The following is a 20,870-nucleotide window of genomic DNA, read 5'->3' as shown; positions in this document are numbered from 1 at the left end:
CCGATGGCCGGGCATTGTGCCTGATCCATTCGGTGAATGAAACGCTGTTTTTTACCTCAATGGCGTAAGTATAGTCAATCTCTGTTTACAATTTCGCCAGAACAGGTTCCATCACCTCAGGATTTACCCTTCTTTGACTTCAGTTTACGCAATCAGTTTCCCTTGCGGGCCAGAATGTCTGACCCCGTTCCGCCATCTGCAATAATTCGTCACAAGGTGTAAACCGTGGGCCATATTGCGAGGCCAGACGTTGCAGGATCGCAACCACTTCACCCGCCCCGAGGGTATCCATATACCGGAACGGACCGCCAAGGAATGGCGGAAAACCGATACCAAACACGGCGCCGATGTCGCCGTCGCGCGCGCTTTTGATCACCTGCTCACCAAAGCAGCGCGCCGCTTCATTGAGCATCATCATCACGCAGCGCTCAGCACACTGAACCGCCGACAGTTTTCCCTGACCCGTGACAGGAATAAGCGCATAAACTGAAGGGTCGACCTGTTTCTTGCTTTTACGCCCTTTCGCGGCGTAAAGATAGAAACCGCGTTCATTTTTTCTGCCTTTGCGATCGTCCTTCAAAATTGCGGAAACAAAGTTTGCAGGCGGCGCAAAACGATCGCCATAAGCCGCTTCCAGCACAGGGATAATTTTAGTCCCCGTATCAATTCCTACCTCATCCAAAAGTTGGATTGGGCCGACGGGGAAACCAAACTTCACCAGAGCGTCATCGACGTGCTCAATTTTCTCCCCTTCCGTCAGCAACCGCATCGCTTCGTTAATGTACGGCGCCAGAATGCGGTTGACGTAGAAGCCGGCTTTGTCCGCGACCACAATCGGGGTTTTGCCCTGTTTTTTCGCCAGTTTCACCACGGTGGCAATAGTTTGCGGGCTGGTTGTGGCATGCGGGATAACCTCCACCAGCGGCATTTTTTCTACAGGGCTGAAATAGTGCAGCCCTATCACCTGCTCCGGGCGCACGGCTTTCGCCGCGATGTCGCCGATCGGCAAAGACGAGGTGTTTGACGCGAAAATAGTGTGCGGCGCGCAATGCTGTTCAACGTCCGCCACCATCTGCTGCTTAAGGGCGAGATCTTCGAACACGGCTTCAATCACCAGATCGCGGTGTGCAAACCCACTGTAGTCGGTGGCGCCAGTGATCATCGAGAGGGTTTTATCACGCTCACTGGCCTTGATATGGCGGCGCTTCACTTTGCGATCAAGGTTCTGCCAGCTGTACTGCAACGCGTGGTTGATACCCTTAGGGTTGATATCTTTGATACGTACGGGCAATTTGCCTTTGCTGGCGGTGACAAATGCGATGCCGCCGCCCATCAGCCCACCACCCAGAACGCCAACGGCGCGCAGCGGAGCCGGTTCAGCTTCACTGCCCGGATCTTTTTTAACCTCCGTGCTGGCAAAGAAAATGCCGCGCAGCGCCTGCGATTGCGGCGTCATCGCCAGCTCACCAAAGGCTTTCGCTTCCGCAGCATAACCGCTGCTGCTGCCCTGCGATAAACCGGTTTCAATCACCTTCAGAATGCGCGTCGCTGCCGGATAGTTCCCTTTGGTTTTTTGCTCGGTTTTTTTACCCACCATATTGAACAGCAGCGTGCGCCCCAGCGGCCCGGCGAGGATACGCTCGCGCACCGGCAGAGGGCGTTTCGCCTGACGACCTTTCAGCGCCCGCTCAACGGCGGCCTCAAGCAAGATGGCGTGCGGAACGACCTCATCAACCAGACCCGCCTTTAACGCCTGACGGGCGCGCAGCTGTTTACCGGTTAAAATCATCTCCAGCGCCGTACTGACGCCCACCAGACGCGGCAGGCGCTGCGTGCCACCTGAACCGGGCAGCAATCCAAGCTGTACCTCCGGCAGTCCGAGTACGGTTTTCGCATCGTCGGTACAAATTCGGCTGTGACAGGCCAGCGCCAGCTCAAGCCCACCGCCCAGGCAGGCCCCGTGGATCGCAGCGACAACGGGTATCGACAGCGCATGGATCTCCGCCATTACCTGCTGCCCCTGACGGGCCAGGTCTTCTGCTTCCTGAGCGCTTTTCGCCCGGGCAATCATGTTGATATCGGCCCCGGCAATAAAGTTATCCGGCTTTGCCGAGATAAATACCAGGCCACGTATCGCTTTGTTTTCGCGGATCTGTCTGAGCATCGCACGCACCTGAACGCCGAACTCGGCCTTCAGGGTGTTCATCTTTTCGTCGGGTACATCAATGGTGATAACAGCCACGTTATCAAGGCGAACAGCCAGATTAAATGCAGATGTCGTTTCCATTATTCAGCCTCCAGAACCATTGCTGCACCCAGGCCGCCCGCCGCACAGGCGGTAACGAGACCAAAACCGCCGCCGCGGCGACGCAGCTCGTGCAAAGTCTGAGTTATCATTCTCGCGCCGGTCGCCGCAAATGGATGGCCGTAGGCGATGGATCCGCCAAGCACGTTAAACTTACTCTGATCCACTTCGCCGGTCGCGTGGGCGCGGCCCAGTACATCGCGCGCGAAGCGCTCGCTTGCCAGCAGCTGAATGTTTGCCAGGGTTTGTGCGGCAAAGGCTTCGTGCATATCGATCAGGGTTAAGTCAGCCAGCGTCAACCCCGCACGCTCCAGCGCCAGCGGCGTGGACCAGGCCGGACCGAGCAGCATGTCCTGCCAGACATCAATGGCGGTAAAGGCGTAGCTACGCAAATAGCCCAGCGGTGGGATGCCAAGCTCTTTCGCCCGGGATTCCGTCATCAGGATCACGGCGGCGGCACCGTCCGTCAGTGGCGTACTGTTGGCCGCCGTAACGGTGCCATGTTTACGATCAAACGCCGGGCGCAGTTTTGCGTAATCCTCCAGCGTCGAGGTGCCACGGATATTGTTATCTTCCACCAGCGGTTCGCGGAAAGGCGGGATGTAAGCCGTCATCACCTCGTCGGCAAGTTTGCCTTCCGACCAGGCCTTCGCAGCGAGCTGATGCGAGCGATGCGCCAGTGCATCCTGCTGTTCGCGGGTAATACCGTAGGTTTTTGCCATCTGCTCGGCAGTGTCGCCCATACGCAGGCCGGTGGAGTATTCAGCAACGGCAGGTGGCACGGGCATGAGGTCGCGCAGACGTAAACGCGAGAAGAGTTTGAGCTTCGCACCGGTGGTCCGGGCTTTGTTGGCATCCACGAGGATGCGGGCCAGCTGTTTGCTCACACCGATGGGCAGCACGGATGAGGAATCCGCGCCGCCGGCGATCCCCGCGCGAATGGTCCCCGCCATCAGGCTTTCCGCCACGTTCGCCACCGCCTGGAAACTGGTGGCGCAGGCGCGGCTGACGCTGTATGCGTCGGTGTGAACATTCATGCCGGTGCCCAGCACGATTTCACGTGCGATATTGGGCGCTTCCGGCATTTGCACCACCTGGCCGAAAACCAGTTGCTCAATAACCTCTGGCGGGATCTCGCTGCGAGCCAGCATCTCCCCCACCACCATTTTTCCCAGATCGACAGCCGGTATACCGTGAAACGCGGTTGCCTGACGCGCAAACGGCGTACGTAACCCGCTGACAATGGCAATGCGGTCACCGTGTCGGGTGATAAGCGGTAATGCCTGACTCATAACACTCCCCTGTAAAAAAATTTTGCGCACACATTAAGTGGTCTGACCTGATAATAGTCTTAACTATTTTTTTACATTGAGCCAATCGGGGAAGCGAAAAATTGCGAGCTAAGGCACAGAGAAGAAAAAGAAAATGCCCCTGCATGGCAGAGGCATTTGTGAGATTTGTTGCCGGGTTGCGGCGTTGCCTTACCCGGCCTACACGATCATAGGCCCGTGCAAAAAGTATTAACGCAGGCCCAGCTGGAAGATCAGCGTTTCTGCTTCGCAGGCGAACACAAAGTCGATATCCAGCCGCACGCCGCCTTCCACTTCCGTGAAGGTGGATTTGATTTCACACGGATCGGATTCGACTTCACGCGCGCGCTGGCTCAGCGCGGCCAGCGTCTCTTCCGCTTCAGCGCGGTTAGGGAATACGCGGCTGTAAGAGGCGGTGCAATCGGTGTTGTCCATAATGGTGCCAACATCCATACAGCAGCAAACCGGGGTTTCATCAGCACTGCATTTACTCATAGCTCAATTTCCTCTGTATTCGCGCAGGGCGCGAGATAAACACGATGCGTCTATTTTACGCCCCCGGACGAGCCCCCTCCAGCCGTTAATGGCGCAAAATCGGATAAGTGAGCAATATCACACTAAAAAATGATCTAAAACAAAATTCCCCTTTTCAGAGGAATCGCACTGGTCACAATTTTGCCAACCAGATCTCGTTTCAAGAAACATATCTGAAAATATTAATAAACAAACTTGCAACATCCCAGCTGGTCAGACCTATACTCTCGCCACTGGTCTGATTTGTAAGTCATACCTCAGACCCTACACTTCGCGCTCCTGTTACGGTATGTAACAATTATTGAATAAAAATAACTCAATGAGGTTATGGTCATGAGCCAGAAAACCCTGTTCAAACAAACTGCTTTAGCAGTTGCAGTGGCAATCGTCTCAACGTCCGCCTGGTCAGCGGGCTTCCAGTTAAACGAATTTTCTTCCTCTGGCCTTGGCCGTGCGTATTCCGGGGAAGGTGCGATTGCCGATGACGCAGGCAACGCGAGTCGTAACCCGGCACTGATCATGATGTTTGATCGCCCTACCTTCTCTGCCGGTGCGGTTTACATCGATCCTGATGTCAACATTTCTGGCAAATCTCAGTTCACCGGCGCAGATCTGAAGGCGGATAACATTGCGCCGACCGCGTGGGTGCCTAACCTGCACTTTGTTGCGCCAATCAATGAACAGTTTGGTTGGGGTGCCTCTGTCACCTCTAACTATGGCCTGGCAACGGAGTTCAATAACAACTATCCGGCCGGGGAATACGGCGGTAAAACCGACCTGACGACCCTGAACCTCAACCTGAGCGGCGCATATCGTCTGAACGATAACTGGAGCTTTGGTCTGGGCTTTGATGCTGTCTACGCCGATGCAAAAATCGAGCGTTACTCCGGGGAGCAAACTGCTGCACTGCCGAAAAACAGCAATAAAATTGCCAGCCTGAAAGGTGATGAATGGGGTTACGGCTGGAACGCCGGTATCCTGTATGAACTGGATAAAAACAACCGCTGGGGTCTGACCTATCGCTCAGAAGTGAAAATTGATTTCGATGGCGATTACAAAAGCGGCATCCTGAGCCCAGTCAACGGTATGGTCCCAGGCGCGGGCACCACCATTCCATGGGGTACCTCGAATCAAACCGTACCGGGTTCACTGTCGCTGCATCTGCCAGAAATGTGGGAAGTGTCAGGTTATAACCGCGTTGCGCCGCAGTGGGCAATTCACTACAGCCTCGCGTATACCAGCTGGAGCCAGTTCGAGGAGCTTAAAGCCACCGGCAGCAACGGCCAGACGCTGTTCTATAAAGACGAAAGCTTCCACGATGCATACCGTATCGCGCTTGGTACGACCTATTATATGGATGATAACTGGACGTTCCGTACCGGCGTGGCATTTGATGACAGCCCGGTACCGGCCGATAAACGTTCTATCTCTATTCCGGATCAGGACCGTTTCTGGGTGAGTGCGGGGGCAACCTACGCGTTCAACGAGAATGCCTCTATCGACGCGGGCGTGTCGTACATGCATGGCCAGAAGGTGACCTTCCAGGAAGGCCCGTACGAGTTTACCTCTGAAGGTAAAGCCTGGCTGTTTGGTACCAACTTCAACTACGCGTTCTAATCCCAACACGATTAAAAAAGGTGAGCATTGCTCACCTTTTTTATTTATTCCGAATCGATATCTTTTAATTCGTTCTCGATGGCTTTCGCGTTCGGATTATCTTCCGGCTTCAGCTTACCGCCGTTGGCAATAAAGTCATGGTTCTGGAAGTAGGCCTCGCGGACCATGATGTACGGATCGGAAGACTGACGCAGCAGACCATCAGAATCCAGCAGTTGCGCACGCGTTTCAATTCCTTCCACGGTCCATTTACCAATAGACAGCGGCCAGGTGAGCCATGACAGTACAGGATACAGCGTATCCACCATGTCGCCGCCATCATCACGCACGGTAAAGCTGCCGTAGAATGGCAGGTGCACATACGGACCATAACCTACGCCATAATGACCCAGCGTGCTGCCGAAACGGTGCGGCTGTTCACGCTGTAATTTCGGGTTCGCCATGCCTGCGACATCAATTAAGCCGCCCATACCCAGCAGGGAGTTCAGGAAGAAGCGGGTGAAATGCACCATCCCCTGATACGGGTCGCCCTGAAGGAAGTAGTTGACCATAACCGCTGGCTCTTCCAGGTTACTGGTAAAGTTGCTCAGCCCGTTACGCGCCGGCTGCGGAACATAGTCACGCCATGCCACGGCAACCGGACGAACCAGATATGGATCCAGCACATTATAGTTAAAGCTGTACATTGAACGGTTAAATCCTTCGAGAGGATCGGAGCGTCCCGTTTGCTCGCCAGAGCTGGCGCAGCCCACAAGCATTGTTACGCCCAGCGCAAGCGCCGACAGCCGAAGCTTCATAAATTTCTCCCTGTTCAATATGGCTATCGTTGAATGCCATCTGTGACGGAGCCTGAGATGCTCCGCCTGAAACGTGCAAGTGATTGTAACAGCACGCTTACCGATGTCTACGAGGACAATGACGACCCGCTCGCGTCATCACGCTAATTTCAGCATAGCCTGTCTTTCGGAATTCGTTTCGCTGGCAATTTTATATTGGCTTTGAAAGAGATGTCTCACCTTTATTGCCATTTTCAGCAATTTAAGAGCATCCCCACGGGGAAAGCGCTAAAAGCCGCTACGCTTAAATGAGCAATTACCCCGAAGGAGCTGTTATGAAAGACATTAGCGAAGAGAAAATTGGTGAAAGCAAAGAGGAACATGAGATTGAAAGCGAGGAGAAAGACCGGGGAGAAGAGATAGAAGTCGATGAAGATCGCCTGCCGTCGCGCGCCATGGCTATTCATGAGCATATTCGCCAGGACGGGGAAAAAGAGATGGAGCGCGACGCGATGGCCCTGCTGTGGTCAGCCATTGCAGCCGGTCTGTCGATGGGTGCCTCTCTGCTCGCCAAAGGGATATTTCACGTTCAGCTGGAAGGCGTACCGGGCGGGTTTTTGCTGGAAAATTTAGGCTACACGTTCGGCTTTATTATCGTCATTATGGCGCGACAGCAGCTTTTTACGGAGAATACCGTCACTGCCGTACTGCCCGTCATGCAAAATCCGACCCTCGGTAATTTCGGTTTACTGATGCGCCTGTGGAGCGTCGTGCTGCTGGGGAACCTGATCGGTACGGGCATAGCCGCCTGGGCGTTCGAGTATATGCCAATATTTGATGAACCGACCCGCGACGCATTTGTGAAAATTGGCATGGATGTGATGAAAAACACGCCGGTTGAAATGTTCTCTAATGCCATAATTTCCGGCTGGATCATCGCCACTATGGTCTGGATGTTCCCGTCAGCGGGCAGCGCGAAAATCGTGGTGATTATCCTGATGACCTGGCTTATCGCACTCGCCGATACCACGCACATTGTTGTCGGAACCGTGGAGATCCTTTATCTGGTATTTAACGGCACACTCCACTGGAGCGACTTTTTCTGGCCGTTCGCCCTGCCAACCCTCGCAGGCAACATTTGTGGCGGGACCTTTATCTTTGCGCTGCTGAGCCATGCGCAAATCCGTAACGACATGTCCAACAAGCGTAAGGCCGAGCTTAAGGCTCAGGAAAAAAAGGATAAAACTGCCGAAAAATCGGCGTGAACGGTGACTCTTTGACCAGTCAGGCGGCAATGCGCTTAACGAAAAGTGTAAATAACGCTATACTCTTGCCGCTTCGTCCCCTTAGTTAAATGGATATAACGAGCCCCTCCTAAGGGCTAGTTGCAGGTTCGATTCCTGCAGGGGACACTTCTGTCTTTCCTTACACCCCCTTCCAAAGCTCCACGCAGTTTCGGCCACGCCGTTTCGCGCCGTATAAGGCTTCATCCGCCGCCTGAATCAATCGCTCGTAATCGGGATGCCCGTTGAACATCGCAACGCCTATCGAGAGGGAGAGCGGGATAATATCGCCGGTTGGGGAGTTAACCTTGATTTTTTCCACCCGCCTGCGGATACGCTCGGCAATTCGCAGCGCGTCCACCTCTGAGATTTCCGTTAGCACAATCAGAAATTCATCGCCGCCGTAGCGAAAAACGTAATCACAGGTTCGCACGTTGTCGTAGAACGCGCCGGAGACTTTTCGCAGGATCTCGTCCCCGGTATTGTGCCCCCAGGTATCGTTGATTTGTTTAAATTTGTCGACGTCAATCAGCAGCGTCGAGAGCTTTGTTCCCGCCCGGGTGGCGTGCAGGATTTCGCGTTTGAAGATGGTTGGCAGGAAACGGCGATTCAACAGGCGGGTCAGGACATCAACCCCCACCTCGTGTCGCGACACTTCGTCAAACAGTTCGCGCAAAAGCGTGATGATTTGCGAGAGGGTATTACGCATTCGCTGCAAGAATTTATCCCGCTGCGCTTTATCACTCAGACCCTGCCCTGCAAGACGGACCTCGTTAAAAAGGTCATCGAATTCCTGAATCAGACGAGAGATATGACCGGCCTCAGCGATCCCGCTGAAGTAGTGCCGACCTTTATGGCTAAACCACAGTCCAAATTCAGACTGCCCCAGCGGCAGACTGTTGCCGATACTGGAATTAAGCGTGATCTTATACAGAAGCACCATTTCCCATGACAGCAGCGCCGCGGTCTGTCTCTCCTTCTCCTCTTCTGCGTTCTCCATTAAGGAAAAGATGCGATAATTTTCGTCCTCTTTCGCCGCATTGTTCTCGCTAAATACATAGGCCCGCGACATCACTTCCATGGCCAGATCGATACTGTTTATCGCGTAGTGATAAATATGCAGCTTCACCTCAGGCGAATGGGCGCTGGTAGTAATGACAGGTAACAGCAGCTTTTTCAGAACACGGAAGCCCATTTCAACTAAATCAACCGAAATACCAATACGGGCATGAACATCCGCAGCGCGCTGCTGCGCCCGCATCTGCTCTTCAACCTGTTCCACACGGCATGAGAGCACATCAATAAGCCAGCGACGAAGCGCCTCCTGAAGCTGCCTCTCCACCTGTTCGGTGGTCAGGAATTCAGCTGCCGATGGATCTGCCAGCACAACACGATAGAATTCAGCGACCAGGGGAGTTGCGTTGTCTCTGGCAAGCTCAGTCGCAAGCCGATGCACATCGGGATCGGTTTCATTAATCGGCTTCACCCACTCTTCTTTCACCGTTTGCAGGTAGGTTTCCATGGTCTGCACCTTCAGGAGACATGCGGGAACGCAGATTTAACAATAGCAAAATCAAACCACTCCGCAATTGCCGCTTTTTTAAACAAAAACGAGTGATGGCTCATAATGTATAACGGTGCTACATTATGCCGCCCACCCAAGTCAGCAATGGCCAGGCAACGTCGTAAAGAACGGTAAAGCCTGCAACCATGACCTCGTCCTACGGTCTCAATGGCACGTGGTATCGCGAAGTCTGCGCTACCTTCCCAGGCTTTACAAAGGTTCCACTATTTTGTCTCAATCCAAATTTCAGCGGGCGTTTTTGCACCCGCGCTACTGGTTTACATGGTTCGGCCTTGGCGTACTTTGGCTGCTGGTTCAACTTCCATATCCCGTGATCCGTTTCCTGGGTTCTAAGCTCGGCAGCGCATCGCGTTACTTTCTTAAGCGTCGTGAATCCATTGCCCGAAAAAATCTCGAACTGTGCTTTCCGCATTACAATGCGCGGCAGCGCGAAACGCTGATTGCGGAAAACTTTAAATCTATCGGTATGGCGCTGCTTGAAACCGGTATGGCCTGGTTCTGGCCAGACGAGCGTGTCCGTAAATGGTTTGACGTGGAAGGCCTGGATAACCTGAAACGTGCCCAGATGCAAAACCGCGGCGTGATGGTTGTGGGTGTGCATTTTATGTCGCTTGAGCTGGGCGGCCGCGTTATGGGTCTTTGTCAGCCAATGATGGCAACCTATCGCCCGCATAACAGCGCGCTTATGGAATGGGTACAAACGCGGGGCCGCATGCGTTCAAATAAGGCGATGATCAGCCGTAACAATCTGCGCGGTATGGTTGGCGCCCTGAAAAAAGGTGAAGCCGTCTGGTTTGCCCCGGATCAGGACTACGGTCCTAAAGGCAGCAGTTTTGCCCCTTTCTTTGCGGTTAAAGATGTCGCTACGACGAACGGTACCTTTGTGATTTCACGTCTCTCAGGCGCCGCGATGTTGACGGTGACCATGGTCAGAAAAGCGGATAAGTCAGGCTATCGTCTGCATATCTCCCCAGAGATGGCGAACTATCCTGAAGATGAGAGTGAAGCCGCGACCTTTATCAATAAGGTGATTGAGTTTGAAATTATGCGTGCGCCTGAGCAGTATCTGTGGATGCACCGCCGCTTTAAAACCCGCCCCCTGGGCGAAGCCTCGCTCTATATCTGACCCCTTTCGAAGGTTAGTTTCGCTAAGAAACTAACCTTTTCAAACACCTGTAATCGCAGTGCGTAACGGCTTTTTTCGACCGTCGCTCAACAGGCATTTATTGCGTACCGAAATCAAACTGTCGCCGTTCCACGACACTCGTAAGTGTAGGAAATTATTTAAAAAAATGCCTCTTGTCACTCCTGAAATTTAGGCGTACATTAGCGCCGTCTGGCGACAGGAAAGCACAGAATTCAGAGCTGAAGTTAGCGACGTCACGGGATAATTCCGATTTCCCCTTTCGCATGATTTCAACTCTCTATACTCAGTTGGACTCTGTTTTTTTAATGCGTACCGGAAGATACGCGGAGCGATGAAACGTGAAATATTTCTTTATGGGCATTTCGGTTATTGTTTTAGTTTGGGCCGGAACGTTTGCTCTGATGATCTAGTTAAGAAAATGCAGCCAAAAAAACAGGCGCCGTTGGCGCCTGTTTTTTTTGTCCGTTACGACTCGGGTTGTTCCGCAACGCTCTTCGCTGCAAGCAGGCCATCCGCGCGGAACATGCTTTTAATGCCCCGCACTGCCTGACGGATACGGTCGCTGTTTTCAATCAGCGCGAAACGCACGTGCGTGTCACCGTAGTCACCAAAGCCAATGCCTGGAGAGACGCAAACCTTCGCGTCCTGAAGCAGTTTTTTGGCAAATTCCAGAGAGCCCATCGCCGCATACGGCTCAGGGATTTTCGCCCAGACGTACATAGAGGCTTTAGGCATTTCCACCATCCAGCCTGCTTCATGAAGCCCTTTTACCAGCACATCACGGCGGCGTTTGTACTGAGCGGCAATATCGAGCACGCATTGCTGATCCCCTTCCAGCGCCGCGATGGCCGCGACCTGTAACGGCGTAAAGGTGCCATAGTCATGGTAGCTTTTAATACGCGCCAGGGCGCTCACCAGCGTTTTGTTTCCCACCATAAAACCAATTCGCCAGCCCGCCATGTTGTAGCTTTTCGACAGGGTGAAAAACTCAACCGCCACATCGCGGGCACCCGGTACCTGCATAATTGACGGCGCTTTCCAGCCATCATAAACGATATCGGCGTAGGCGAGATCGTGTACCACCAGCACGTCGTAACGCTTAGCCAGCGCGACCACTTTCTCGAAGAATTCAAGTTCAACGCATTGTGCCGTTGGGTTTGACGGGAAACCGAGGATCATCATTTTCGGCTTCGGATAGCTTTCACGAATCGCCCGTTCCAGCTCGTTAAAGAAGTCGACGCCTTCCACCAGCGGGACAGAACGCACCTGCGCGCCGGCAATCACCGCCCCATAGATGTGAATCGGGTAGCTCGGATTCGGCACCAGTACGGTATCGCCGTGATCCAGCGTCGCCAGCATCAGGTGGGCCAGCCCCTCTTTGGAGCCAATGGTCACAATCGCTTCACTTTCAGGATCGATATCGACCTGATAACGATCCTGATACCAGCGGGAGATCGCCCGACGTAAGCGTGGAATGCCGCGTGAGGTGGAATACCCATGGGTATCAGGACGCTGCGCAACCGTGCAGAGTTTCTCAACGATATGCGGCGGCGTTGGGCCGTCAGGGTTACCCATACTGAAATCGATAATGTCTTCGCCGCGCCGACGCGCAGCCATTTTCAGTTCAGCAGTGATATTGAAAACATAAGGGGGGAGACGATCGATACGCGTAAAACGGCGTTCAGGACTGAATTCAGCCATAGATTCCTCAGAGTCACGTTAGCGCCCGGACCGTCCGAGCGACGCTGCCACCCGTGTGGCGTGCTTAGAAAATAACCTGAAGAAAAAGACGCTGTCGAGAGGATAACGGCAAAACAATATTTTGCGCTAAAACGGGAATGTGATTGCAGTGAAAAGCGGAACTCTTATCGCGAACAGGCAGTTTTAAGCGCTACGATTTAACACAATATTTTCAGTATCGTTACCTGACGTTTCTCCCCAAACGGAAAAGCACCGACTTTCAGTCAAAAGCCAGCAATCCCCTTTGATAATTATGGTTTTTCCCCATTTGATAAATCTGATGGATAGCTGGTCATCAGGCCCTATGTTTTCTATCATAGATTTTTCCCGTTTTCCCAGGCCTGACCGTGCACGAAATCTTCAATATGCTCCTGGCGGTGTTCGACCGCGCGGCATTAATGCTGATCTGTCTCTTTTTCCTTATCCGCATCCGCTTGTTCCGCGAACTGTTGCATAAATCTGCCCATTCGCCAAAAGAGCTGCTGGCCGTCACGTTTATCTTTTCGATGTTTGCCCTGTTCAGCACCTGGTCCGGGGTGCCGGTAGAAGGCTCGCTGGTGAACGTGCGCATCATCGCCGTCATGTCGGGCGGGATCCTCTTTGGTCCCTGGGTAGGGATTATCACAGGCATCATCGCCGGCACCCATCGATACCTGATTGATATTGGCGGCGTGACGGCAGTCCCCTGCTTTATCACCAGCATTATTGCCGGGCTGCTCTCGGGCTGGATTAACCGCAAAATCCCGAAAAAGCAGCACTGGCGTGCAGGGATTATCGCGGGGATGGTCTGCGAAACGCTGACCATGATCCTGGTCATCGTCTGGGCGCCAACCGTTGCGCTGGGGCTGGATATCGTCTCGAAGATCGGTATTCCTATGATCCTCGGGAGCGTCTGTATCGGTTTTATCGTGCTGCTGGTGCAAAGCGTGGAGGGCGAAAAAGAGGCCAGCGCCGCGCGTCAGGCCAAGCTGGCGCTGGATATCGCCAACAAGACGCTGCCGCTTTTCCGACACGTTAACGCCGAATCTTTACGTCAGGTTTGCGATATCATCCGCCGTGATATTCACGCCGATGCGGTCGCCATCACCAATATTGACCACGTGCTGGCTTACGTTGGCGTCGGGGAGCACAATTATCGCGACAGCGACGATACCATCAGCCCGACCACCAGACAGGCGATTAACTACGGAAAAATCATCATTAAAAACAATGATGAAGCCCACCGGACGCCAGAGATCCACTCAATGCTGGTGATCCCGCTGTGGGAAAAAGGCGTGGTCACGGGGACGCTGAAAATTTACTACTGCCATGCGCACCAAATCACCTCTTCGCTCCAGGAGATGGCGATTGGCCTGTCGCAGATTATCTCCACTCAACTTGAGGTTTCGCGTGCAGAGCAGCTGCGCGAGATGGCAAATAAGGCAGAGCTGCGCGCCCTGCAAAGCAAGATCAATCCCCATTTCCTGTTTAACGCGCTGAACGCTATCTCCTCTTCCATCCGTCTGAATCCGGATACCGCGCGGCAGCTGATATTTAATCTGTCGCGCTATCTGCGCTACAACATTGAGCTAAAAGACGACGAGCAGATCGACATCAAAAAAGAGCTGTATCAAATCAAGGATTACATCGCCATCGAGCAGGCACGCTTTGGCGATAAGCTCACGGTCATTTACGATATTGATGAAGAGGTCAGCTGCGTGATCCCAAGCCTGCTGATCCAGCCTCTGGTGGAAAACGCCATTGTTCACGGTATTCAGCCGTGTAAAGGCAAAGGCGTAGTAACGATTAGCGTGACGGAAAGCGGTAACCGCGTGCGCATCGCCGTGCGCGATACCGGGCACGGCATCGATCCGAAAGTCATCGAGCGCGTCAAATCAAACGAAATGCCGGGCAACAAGATCGGACTGCTGAATGTGCATCACCGGGTCAAACTGCTGTACGGTGACGGGCTGCATATTCACCGTCTTGAGCCGGGCACCGAAATTGCCTTTTATGTTCCGAATGAGCGAACGCCCGTGAATGCCCCGATATCCTTGTTGCCGTAGGCCGGAGTAACAGATGAAAGTCATCATCGTAGAAGATGAATTTCTGGCTCAACAGGAGTTGAGCTGGCTTATCAAAACCCACAGCCAGATGGAGATTGTTGGCTGTTTTGAGGATGGTCTGGACGTGCTGAAATTTTTACAGCATAACCGGGTCGACGCGATATTCCTCGATATTAATATTCCGTCGCTGGACGGCGTCCTGCTGGCGCAAAATATCAATCAGTTCGCCCACAAGCCGTTTATTGTGTTTGTCACCGCGTGGAAAGAGCATGCCGTGGAAGCCTTCGAGCTTGAGGCGTTTGACTATATTCTGAAGCCGTATCAGGAGTCGCGTATTATCAGCATGCTGCATAAGCTGGAAGCCGCGTGGCAGCAGCAGGCATTACCCGCCAGTGCCAGCCCGGTAGCGCGGGAAAACGACACGATTAATCTGGTGAAGGACGAACGAATCATCGTCACGCCTGTCGACGATATTTACTATGCCGAAGCGCATGAAAAAATGACGTTTGTCTATACGCGGCGTGAATCCTACGTCATGGCGATGAACATCACCGAATTCTGCAATAAACTCCCGGCCGCTCACTTCTTCCGCTGCCACCGCTCGTTCTGCGTCAACCTGAACAAGATCCGCGAAATCGAACCCTGGTTTAATAACACCTATATTTTGCGGCTGAAGGATCTGGATTTTCAGGTGCCGGTAAGCCGCAGCAGAGTGAAAGAGTTCCGCCAGCTCATGCACCTGTAGCGCGTTCCCTCTCCCGCAGGAGAGGGGAATGAGCATCAGAGGATCTGACCCAGTACCTGACGCAGATGCGCCCCGGAGCCCAGTAAGCCTGGGTTGTCGTGGACAATCAGGTAAACAGGAATGTCCTGGACATAACTCCTGAAGCGGCCTTTGTCTTCGAAGCCGCCACGGAAGCCGGAGGCGGTAAAGAAATCGAGGAAGCGCGGTACGATCCCGCCCGCAATATAGACCCCGCCAAAGGTGCCAAGGTTCAGCGCCAGGTTGCCGCCAAAACGCCCCATGATGACGCAGAACAGCGACAAAGCACGGCGGCAGTCAATACAGCTGTCGGCCAGTGCGCGTTCGGTCACATCTTTAGGTTGCAGATTTTCCGGCAGACGACCGTCTGATTTTACAATCGCCCGATACAGGTTCACCAGGCCCGGACCAGAAAGCACCCGCTCGGCCGACACGTGCCCAATCTCAGCGCGTAGCTCCTCAAGAATAATGCCCTCTTCTTCGCTGTTCGGCGCAAAATCCACGTGACCGCCTTCGCCCGGCAGGCTGACCCAGCGTTTGTCGACGTGGACCAGGTGCGCCACCCCCAGGCCGGTGCCTGCGCCATAAACGGCAATCGGTTTGCCTTCAACCGGGGCCGTACCGCCGAACTGAATCAGATGCTCTGGTTTAAGCATTGGGATAGCCATGGAAACCGCAGTGAAGTCGTTGATAATTTCAAGGTGCGAGAAGCCGAGGTTTTTCCGCATTTCGGCAATTGAGAAGGCCCACGTGTGGTTGGTCATCGCCACCCAATCGCCGGTGATCGGACAGGCGATAGCGATACAACCGTCTTCAACGCTCACTTTATGCTCTTCCAGATAGACGCGAACCACCGCTTCCAGGCTTGGGTAATCCAGCCCTGAATAGGTTTTCGCCTGAGAAATTTCACCGCTGTTCACATCGCACAGGGCAAGGCGCGCGTTGGTGCCGCCTACATCACCTACCAAAGCATACTTTGTCATTCTTCTACTGCTCCGCTAAAGTCAGAATAAATCTTTGGGACACTGTAAATTCAAGGCGTGATAACAACAACGACCAGAAGGTGACTGCCCATGGATTATCGATCTTCGTCACATTATAACTTTACCGTTTCAGCACCTTTTGCACTATTGCCACAATGCTGATTGTGCAAAGTAACGTTAAGCCGTTTTGTACAAGGAAATCATCATGCTCCATCCGCGAGCCAGAACCATGCTGTTATTGGCTGTCCCGGCGCTGATTATTGGCGTGGCGTCGAGCCTGGTGCTCATCGTCGTCATGAAAGTGGCGGCGGTGCTGCAAACGATTTTATGGACCGCGCTTCCGGTAAAATTCGGCATCAGCATTGACTCGCCGGGCTGGATCATGATGATGCTGACCCTGACCGGGATTGCCGTAGGGCTGGTGATCCGCTATAGCCCGGGTCATGCCGGGCCGGACCCGGCACTGGAACCCTTGATTGGCGCCCCTGTCTCTCCCTCTGCTCTGCCGGGGCTTATTATCGCGCTGATTATCGGTCTTGCAGGCGGCGTAAGCCTCGGGCCTGAACATCCCATTATGGCGGTTAATATCGCGCTGGCGGTCTTTCTGGGGGCGCGTCTTTTTCCGCGCGTTGGCGCGCTGGACTGGACGATCCTGGCGTCAGCAGGCACCATCGGGGCGCTGTTTGGCACTCCGGTCGCGGCTGCGCTCATTTTTTCGCAAACCCTCAGCAGTGATCATGAAGTACCGCTGTGGGATAAACTCTTCGCGCCGCTAATGGCCGCCGCTGCGGGAGCCCTCACCACCAGCCTGTTTTTCCATCCCCATTTTTCACTCACCATCCCCCACTACGGCCAGATGCAACTCACCGATATTTTCAGCGGTGCCGTCGTCGTCGCGATCGCCATTGCGCTGGGGATGGTCGCGGTGTGGTGTCTCCCTCGCCTGCATCGCCTGATGCACAGGCTGAAGCATCCGGTGCTGATTCTGGGTATGGGGGGTTTTATTCTGGGCGTTTTAGGCGCCATCGGCGGGACGGTTACGCTGTTTAAGGGTCTGGACGAGATGCAGCAGCTGGCCTTCAGCCAGGTCTTTAGCGTCTCCGATTATCTGCTGTTCGCGCTGGTAAAACTGGCGGCGCTGGTGGTCGCTGCGGCCTGTGGTTTCCGGGGAGGTCGTATCTTCCCGGCGGTATTTGTTGGCGTCGCGCTGGGGCTGATGCTGCATGAGCACGTTGACGCTGTCCCTGCGGCGATTACCGTCTCCTGTTCCATTCTGGGGCTGGTACTGGTGGTCACGCGCGATGCGTGGCTGAGCCTGTTTATGGCGGCCGTTGTCGTGCCGGATACCACGCTTCTGCCGCTGCTCTGTATCGTGATGTTGCCCGCCTGGCTCCTGCTGGCGGGCAAACCGATGCTGATGGGATGGCGAAACGACAGGTAATCAGGCGTTATTGCGCGCCTCCAGCGCTTTGGTCAGCGCGCTCAGCAGCGGCGGAATATCGGCTTTCGGCAGCATCACCTCGATCAGCGAAAGCCGCTCATGGTGTGCCACTTTATCCAGCACCTCCGCCAGCGCTTCCGCTTCGCTGACGCGCCAGCACTCTGCCTGAGGCGCCAGGCTCAGCGCCTGCGGGATCTGCGTCCAGTTCCAGAGGGCAATATCGTTATAGCGCTGCTCCGGCCCGTGGATGGCCCTTTCCACCGTGTATCCTTCGTTGTTAAGCACCAGAATAATCGGGCGCTGTTTGTCGCGCAGCATCGATCCCAGCTCCTGAATGGTCAACTGCGCGGCGCCGTCACCCGTCAGGACAATCACGCGTCGGTTCGGACACGCCGTTTGCGCGCCAAATGCTGCCGCCAGCGTGTAGCCAATCGATCCCCACAGCGGCTGGACGATAAAGTTCACGTCCGCCGGTAAACGCAGATCGATAGCGCCGAAAGCAGACGTTCCCTGGTCAGCCAGAATAATGTCTCCGGGGCGGATAAACGTTTGCAGGGTACGCCAGAAGCTCTCCTGAGTCAGCGCCCCTTCGATAGTCGGGAACGAAAAGCCGCTGTGATCCAATGGCGCTCGCGTATCACGAACATAGGTTTTACACAGCGCTGTCAGCGTTTCAATGGCCTCCCTCATCGGGATACCCGTAAACCAGACGTCGCCGACGCGGGACGCGTGGGGCTGAACCTCTATCGTCTGGTCTGGCGTCAGCTGGTGGGTAAACCCGGCAGTGAGCGTATCGGTAAAGCGCGTGCCAATACACAGCACCGTATCAGCCCCCTCGATGGCCTCTTTGACCGGCGCGGCGCTCGCCGATCCGCTGTAGGTGCCGTAAAAACCGCTCTGTCGTTCGTCAAAAATGCCCTTGCCCATCAGCATGGTGGCGTGTGCCATCGGCACCTCTTTCACCCACGTCTGAAGGGCCGTGCGCAGACCATGGCGGAGTACCAGGAAGTCCGCTAACAGCGCGGTGCGTTTGCTCGTGGACAAGCGCTTTTCGGCAGCCTCACGGAACGCCTGCAAGCAGGCTAAATCAGCCGGTGCGGGGTTAACAGTGAGAGCGCTTACAGGGGGCGTAGCGGCTTTTTTCGCCACATCAGCGGGCAGCATCAGGTAGCCCGGACGGCGCTCCCGCAGCATAGTGGTCAGGACTCTGTCAATTTCATAGCAGGCGTTTTGTTCGGTAAGTACCGCCTGTGCAACGGTGATGGGTTCGCTCATATGATAGAAATGGCGGAACTCGCCGTCGCCCAACGTATGGTGCAATAACTCTCCTCGCTGCTGCGCCGCCATACCCGGGGCCCCCACAATATGGAGGACGGGAACATGTTCGGCAAAGCTGCCCGCCACACCGTTCATGGCGCTTAACTCCCCAACGCCGAATGTCGTCAGGAGCGCGGCAAAGCCCTTACAGCGGGCATAACCGTCTGCGGCGTAAGACGCGTTCAGTTCATTGGCACAGCCCACCCAGCAGATGTCCGGGCTGTCTATCACGTGATCGAGAAATTGCAGGTTATAGTCGCCTGGCACACCAAACAGATGATCGGCACCACAATCTGTTAGTCGGTCCAGCAGGTAATCGGCGACGCAATAGGGGGTACGCATATTATAAGTGTCCTTCTGACGTTGACCTCACTCTGAGTATTAAATAAGCGTGAAGCGTGTCCAGAATTGGCGACAATCAGGGTCTGGAAAGAATGCTTTACGAAAAAAGCTGAGCTATGCTCATTTTCTTCAGGTTAGTGTAAACGTATACACTGATGTTTCTTTCCAGCGCCAGAGGTCTCGCCAATGGGTTATCAGCCTGACAAAAATCGTTATCAGACAATGCAATATCGCCGCTGTGGGCAAAGCGGCCTTAAGCTTCCCGCCATCTCGCTGGGGCTTTGGCATAATTTTGGCGACGCGACGTTACTCGAAAACAGCCGTCAACTTTTACAGCGTGCTTTCGATTTGGGTATTACGCATTTTGACCTTGCCAATAATTACGGCCCGCCTCCTGGTTCGGCCGAACGTAATTTCGGGCGCATTTTGCAGGAGGATTTCCTGCCCTGGCGCGATGAGCTAATCATCTCCACCAAAGCGGGCTACACCATGTGGGACGGGCCTTACGGCGACTGGGGCTCACGTAAATATCTGATCGCCAGCCTGGACCAGAGCCTCAGGCGTATGGGGCTGGAGTATGTCGATATTTTCTATCACCACCGCCCGGATCCACAAACGCCGCTACGTGAAACCATGAAAGCGCTTGACCATGTGGTGCGTCAGGGCAAGGCGCTGTACATCGGTCTGTCCAACTACCCGGCAGAAGTGGCAAGGCAGGCGATTGAAATACTGGAGGATCTGGGCACGCCATGTCTGATCCACCAGCCGAAGTACTCCATGTTTGAACGTGCGCCTGAAGAGGGGTTGCTGGACGTGTTGCAGCATAAAGGGGTGGGATGTATCCCCTTCTCCCCCCTGGCGGGCGGACAGTTGACCGATCGCTATCTGAACGGTATCCCGGCGGATTCTCGCGCAGCAAGCGGCAGTAAGTTCCTTAACCCGGAGCAGATCACCGACAAAAAGCTGGAAAAGGTACGCAAGCTGAATGCGCTGGCGGAAAACCGGGGGCAAAAGCTATCGCAAATGGCACTGGCCTGGATCCTGCGCCACGATGCGGTGACATCCGTGCTCATCGGCGCAAGCAAGACCGGACAAATTGAAGATGCAGCAGGCGTGCTTGAGAATTGTCGGTTCACGGCAGAAGAGCTGAAGACGATAGATACGATCCTGTCCAGTTCAGATTAAAAACACTTTTAGCAAAAAGTGCTCTCGTTCCTGATTTAGGAGTTGAGGCGATGAAACGAATGTTTACCAACTCGTAAAATTGCGTTAACAGGTCGCACAGCGGCCCCGATCGTGAAGGAGAAGAGTATGTTCAGGTCACTGATTCTTGCAGCGGTATTACTGGTTTCGGCCCCGCTGGTCGCCAGTGCGGGCGAAATCACCCTGTTGCCATCGATTAAATTACAAATTGGCGATCGTGATGACTACGGCAGATATTGGGACGGTGGCTACTGGCGCGACCGTGACTACTGGCATCGCCATTATGAATGGCGTCAAAACCGCTGGTGGAAACACGATAACGGCTATCACCGTGGCTGGGATAAGCGTAAGGCTTACGAACGCGGCTACCGCGAAGGCTGGAACGATCGTGACGACCGCCGTGGCGGCTGGGGTCATGGAAAAGGCAGAGGCCACGGTCACGGCCATCACCATTAACAACAAAAAGGAGCCTTCCGGCT

At 54.3% G+C, this 20,870-nt stretch carries 17 protein-coding genes and 1 tRNA gene; 10 read left to right on the top strand and 8 right to left on the bottom strand.

Annotation, left to right across the window (positions count from 1 at the left end; translation table 11 throughout):
- Nucleotides 1-139 precede the first annotated feature (139 nt).
- From fadJ to O1722_RS06985, 3 genes are all read right to left on the bottom strand, one after another.
- The gene (fadJ, locus tag O1722_RS06995; protein ID WP_017383453.1) at nucleotides 140-2,287 is read right to left on the bottom strand and encodes a fatty acid oxidation complex subunit alpha FadJ; all 2,148 of its coding nucleotides are present in this window, start codon (nucleotides 2,285-2,287) and stop codon (nucleotides 140-142) included.
- Nucleotides 2,287-3,597: an acetyl-CoA C-acyltransferase FadI gene (fadI, locus tag O1722_RS06990; RefSeq protein WP_033487393.1), complete on the bottom strand. Its 1,311-nt coding sequence runs from the start codon at nucleotides 3,595-3,597 to the stop codon at nucleotides 2,287-2,289. The genes fadJ and fadI overlap by 1 nt, the downstream gene beginning before the upstream one ends.
- Before the next feature lie 228 nt (nucleotides 3,598-3,825).
- Nucleotides 3,826-4,110 carry a YfcZ/YiiS family protein gene (locus tag O1722_RS06985; RefSeq protein ID WP_017383455.1) on the bottom strand — a complete coding sequence of 95 codons (285 nt, stop codon included), beginning with the start codon at nucleotides 4,108-4,110 and terminating at the stop codon, nucleotides 3,826-3,828.
- A gap of 372 nt (nucleotides 4,111-4,482) precedes the next feature.
- Between O1722_RS06985 and fadL the strand changes: the two genes are divergently transcribed.
- Complete coding sequence (fadL, locus tag O1722_RS06980; RefSeq protein ID WP_032102746.1) at nucleotides 4,483-5,766, top strand: long-chain fatty acid transporter FadL; 1,284 nt, start codon at nucleotides 4,483-4,485, stop codon at nucleotides 5,764-5,766.
- 44 nt (nucleotides 5,767-5,810) lie between these two features.
- Here fadL and mlaA read toward each other — a convergent pair whose 3' ends face one another.
- Nucleotides 5,811-6,563 (bottom strand): phospholipid-binding lipoprotein MlaA, encoded by a 753-nt coding sequence (mlaA, locus tag O1722_RS06975; RefSeq protein ID WP_003861365.1) that lies wholly within the window; start codon nucleotides 6,561-6,563, stop codon nucleotides 5,811-5,813.
- A 314-nt stretch (nucleotides 6,564-6,877) separates the two neighbouring features.
- Here mlaA and O1722_RS06970 point away from each other — a divergent pair, with 314 nt between their 5' ends.
- The gene (locus O1722_RS06970) at nucleotides 6,878-7,807 is read left to right on the top strand and encodes a formate/nitrite transporter family protein (protein ID WP_017383457.1); all 930 of its coding nucleotides are present in this window, start codon (nucleotides 6,878-6,880) and stop codon (nucleotides 7,805-7,807) included.
- Nucleotides 7,808-7,882: 75 nt separating this feature from the next.
- Nucleotides 7,883-7,954 (top strand) — tRNA-Arg (locus O1722_RS06965).
- 13 nt (nucleotides 7,955-7,967) lie between these two features.
- On the opposite strand, the gene O1722_RS06960 is transcribed toward O1722_RS06965, so the two are convergent.
- A complete protein-coding gene (locus tag O1722_RS06960; RefSeq protein WP_033487395.1) occupies nucleotides 7,968-9,347 on the bottom strand; it encodes a diguanylate cyclase in 1,380 nt (459 codons plus the stop codon).
- 268 nt (nucleotides 9,348-9,615) lie between these two features.
- Between O1722_RS06960 and lpxP the strand changes: the two genes are divergently transcribed.
- Together lpxP and ypdK are read left to right on the top strand one after the other, a co-directional pair.
- Nucleotides 9,616-10,536: a kdo(2)-lipid IV(A) palmitoleoyltransferase gene (lpxP, locus tag O1722_RS06955; protein ID WP_086524742.1), complete on the top strand. Its 921-nt coding sequence runs from the start codon at nucleotides 9,616-9,618 to the stop codon at nucleotides 10,534-10,536.
- A gap of 359 nt (nucleotides 10,537-10,895) precedes the next feature.
- Nucleotides 10,896-10,967, top strand: a complete 72-nt coding sequence (ypdK, locus tag O1722_RS06950; RefSeq protein WP_099458937.1) for a membrane protein YpdK — start codon at nucleotides 10,896-10,898, stop codon at nucleotides 10,965-10,967.
- A 55-nt stretch (nucleotides 10,968-11,022) separates the two neighbouring features.
- On the opposite strand, the gene alaC is transcribed toward ypdK, so the two are convergent.
- Nucleotides 11,023-12,258 carry an alanine transaminase gene (alaC, locus tag O1722_RS06945; protein ID WP_017383460.1) on the bottom strand — a complete coding sequence of 412 codons (1,236 nt, stop codon included), beginning with the start codon at nucleotides 12,256-12,258 and terminating at the stop codon, nucleotides 11,023-11,025.
- 386 nt (nucleotides 12,259-12,644) lie between these two features.
- Here alaC and O1722_RS06940 point away from each other — a divergent pair, with 386 nt between their 5' ends.
- Nucleotides 12,645-14,342, top strand: a complete 1,698-nt coding sequence (locus O1722_RS06940) for a sensor histidine kinase (RefSeq protein ID WP_033487397.1) — start codon at nucleotides 12,645-12,647, stop codon at nucleotides 14,340-14,342.
- Nucleotides 14,343-14,355: 13 nt separating this feature from the next.
- Nucleotides 14,356-15,087 carry a LytR/AlgR family response regulator transcription factor gene (locus O1722_RS06935; RefSeq protein ID WP_015572237.1) on the top strand — a complete coding sequence of 244 codons (732 nt, stop codon included), beginning with the start codon at nucleotides 14,356-14,358 and terminating at the stop codon, nucleotides 15,085-15,087.
- 35 nt (nucleotides 15,088-15,122) lie between these two features.
- Here the strand turns inward: O1722_RS06935 and glk are convergent, their stop codons facing one another.
- On the bottom strand, nucleotides 15,123-16,088 hold the full coding sequence (glk, locus tag O1722_RS06930; RefSeq protein ID WP_003861352.1) for a glucokinase: 966 nt from the start codon (nucleotides 16,086-16,088) through the stop codon (nucleotides 15,123-15,125).
- Between the two features lie 205 nt (nucleotides 16,089-16,293).
- Between glk and O1722_RS06925 the strand changes: the two genes are divergently transcribed.
- Entirely contained in the window at nucleotides 16,294-17,529 is a 1,236-nt protein-coding gene (locus O1722_RS06925) for an ion channel protein (RefSeq protein ID WP_032648992.1), read from the top strand.
- Here O1722_RS06925 and ipdC read toward each other — a convergent pair whose 3' ends face one another.
- Nucleotides 17,530-19,188, bottom strand: a complete 1,659-nt coding sequence (gene ipdC, locus O1722_RS06920) for an indolepyruvate decarboxylase (RefSeq protein WP_023295103.1) — start codon at nucleotides 19,186-19,188, stop codon at nucleotides 17,530-17,532.
- Between the two features lie 186 nt (nucleotides 19,189-19,374).
- Here ipdC and mgrA point away from each other — a divergent pair, with 186 nt between their 5' ends.
- Together mgrA and O1722_RS06910 are read left to right on the top strand one after the other, a co-directional pair.
- Nucleotides 19,375-20,373, top strand: coding sequence for an L-glyceraldehyde 3-phosphate reductase (mgrA, locus tag O1722_RS06915; protein ID WP_017692976.1), 999 nt, complete (start codon nucleotides 19,375-19,377; stop codon nucleotides 20,371-20,373).
- A 126-nt stretch (nucleotides 20,374-20,499) separates the two neighbouring features.
- Nucleotides 20,500-20,847: a DUF2502 domain-containing protein gene (locus tag O1722_RS06910; RefSeq protein WP_033487398.1), complete on the top strand. Its 348-nt coding sequence runs from the start codon at nucleotides 20,500-20,502 to the stop codon at nucleotides 20,845-20,847.
- Nucleotides 20,848-20,870: the final 23 nt, after the last annotated feature.

Source organism: Enterobacter cloacae complex sp. HYC003_NIDB (assembly GCF_056673375.1).
Note: the sequence above shows the minus strand (reverse complement) of the source record. Positions and strands in the feature narration are given on the sequence as shown.

Excerpts from the sequence above, each read along its gene's own strand:
- fadJ (WP_017383453.1), bottom strand. The coding sequence starts at position 2,287 with ATGGAAACGACATCTGCATTTAATCTGGCTGTTCGCCTTGATAACGTG.
- fadI (WP_033487393.1), bottom strand. The coding sequence starts at position 3,597 with ATGAGTCAGGCATTACCGCTTATCACCCGACACGGTGACCGCATTGCC.
- O1722_RS06985 (WP_017383455.1), bottom strand. The coding sequence starts at position 4,110 with ATGAGTAAATGCAGTGCTGATGAAACCCCGGTTTGCTGCTGTATGGAT.
- fadL (WP_032102746.1), top strand. The coding sequence starts at position 4,483 with ATGAGCCAGAAAACCCTGTTCAAACAAACTGCTTTAGCAGTTGCAGTG.
- mlaA (WP_003861365.1), bottom strand. The coding sequence starts at position 6,563 with ATGAAGCTTCGGCTGTCGGCGCTTGCGCTGGGCGTAACAATGCTTGTG.
- O1722_RS06970 (WP_017383457.1), top strand. The coding sequence starts at position 6,878 with ATGAAAGACATTAGCGAAGAGAAAATTGGTGAAAGCAAAGAGGAACAT.
- O1722_RS06960 (WP_033487395.1), bottom strand. The coding sequence starts at position 9,347 with ATGGAAACCTACCTGCAAACGGTGAAAGAAGAGTGGGTGAAGCCGATT.
- alaC (WP_017383460.1), bottom strand. The coding sequence starts at position 12,258 with ATGGCTGAATTCAGTCCTGAACGCCGTTTTACGCGTATCGATCGTCTC.
- O1722_RS06935 (WP_015572237.1), top strand. The coding sequence starts at position 14,356 with ATGAAAGTCATCATCGTAGAAGATGAATTTCTGGCTCAACAGGAGTTG.
- glk (WP_003861352.1), bottom strand. The coding sequence starts at position 16,088 with ATGACAAAGTATGCTTTGGTAGGTGATGTAGGCGGCACCAACGCGCGC.
- O1722_RS06925 (WP_032648992.1), top strand. The coding sequence starts at position 16,294 with ATGCTCCATCCGCGAGCCAGAACCATGCTGTTATTGGCTGTCCCGGCG.
- ipdC (WP_023295103.1), bottom strand. The coding sequence starts at position 19,188 with ATGCGTACCCCCTATTGCGTCGCCGATTACCTGCTGGACCGACTAACA.
- mgrA (WP_017692976.1), top strand. The coding sequence starts at position 19,375 with ATGGGTTATCAGCCTGACAAAAATCGTTATCAGACAATGCAATATCGC.
- O1722_RS06910 (WP_033487398.1), top strand. The coding sequence starts at position 20,500 with ATGTTCAGGTCACTGATTCTTGCAGCGGTATTACTGGTTTCGGCCCCG.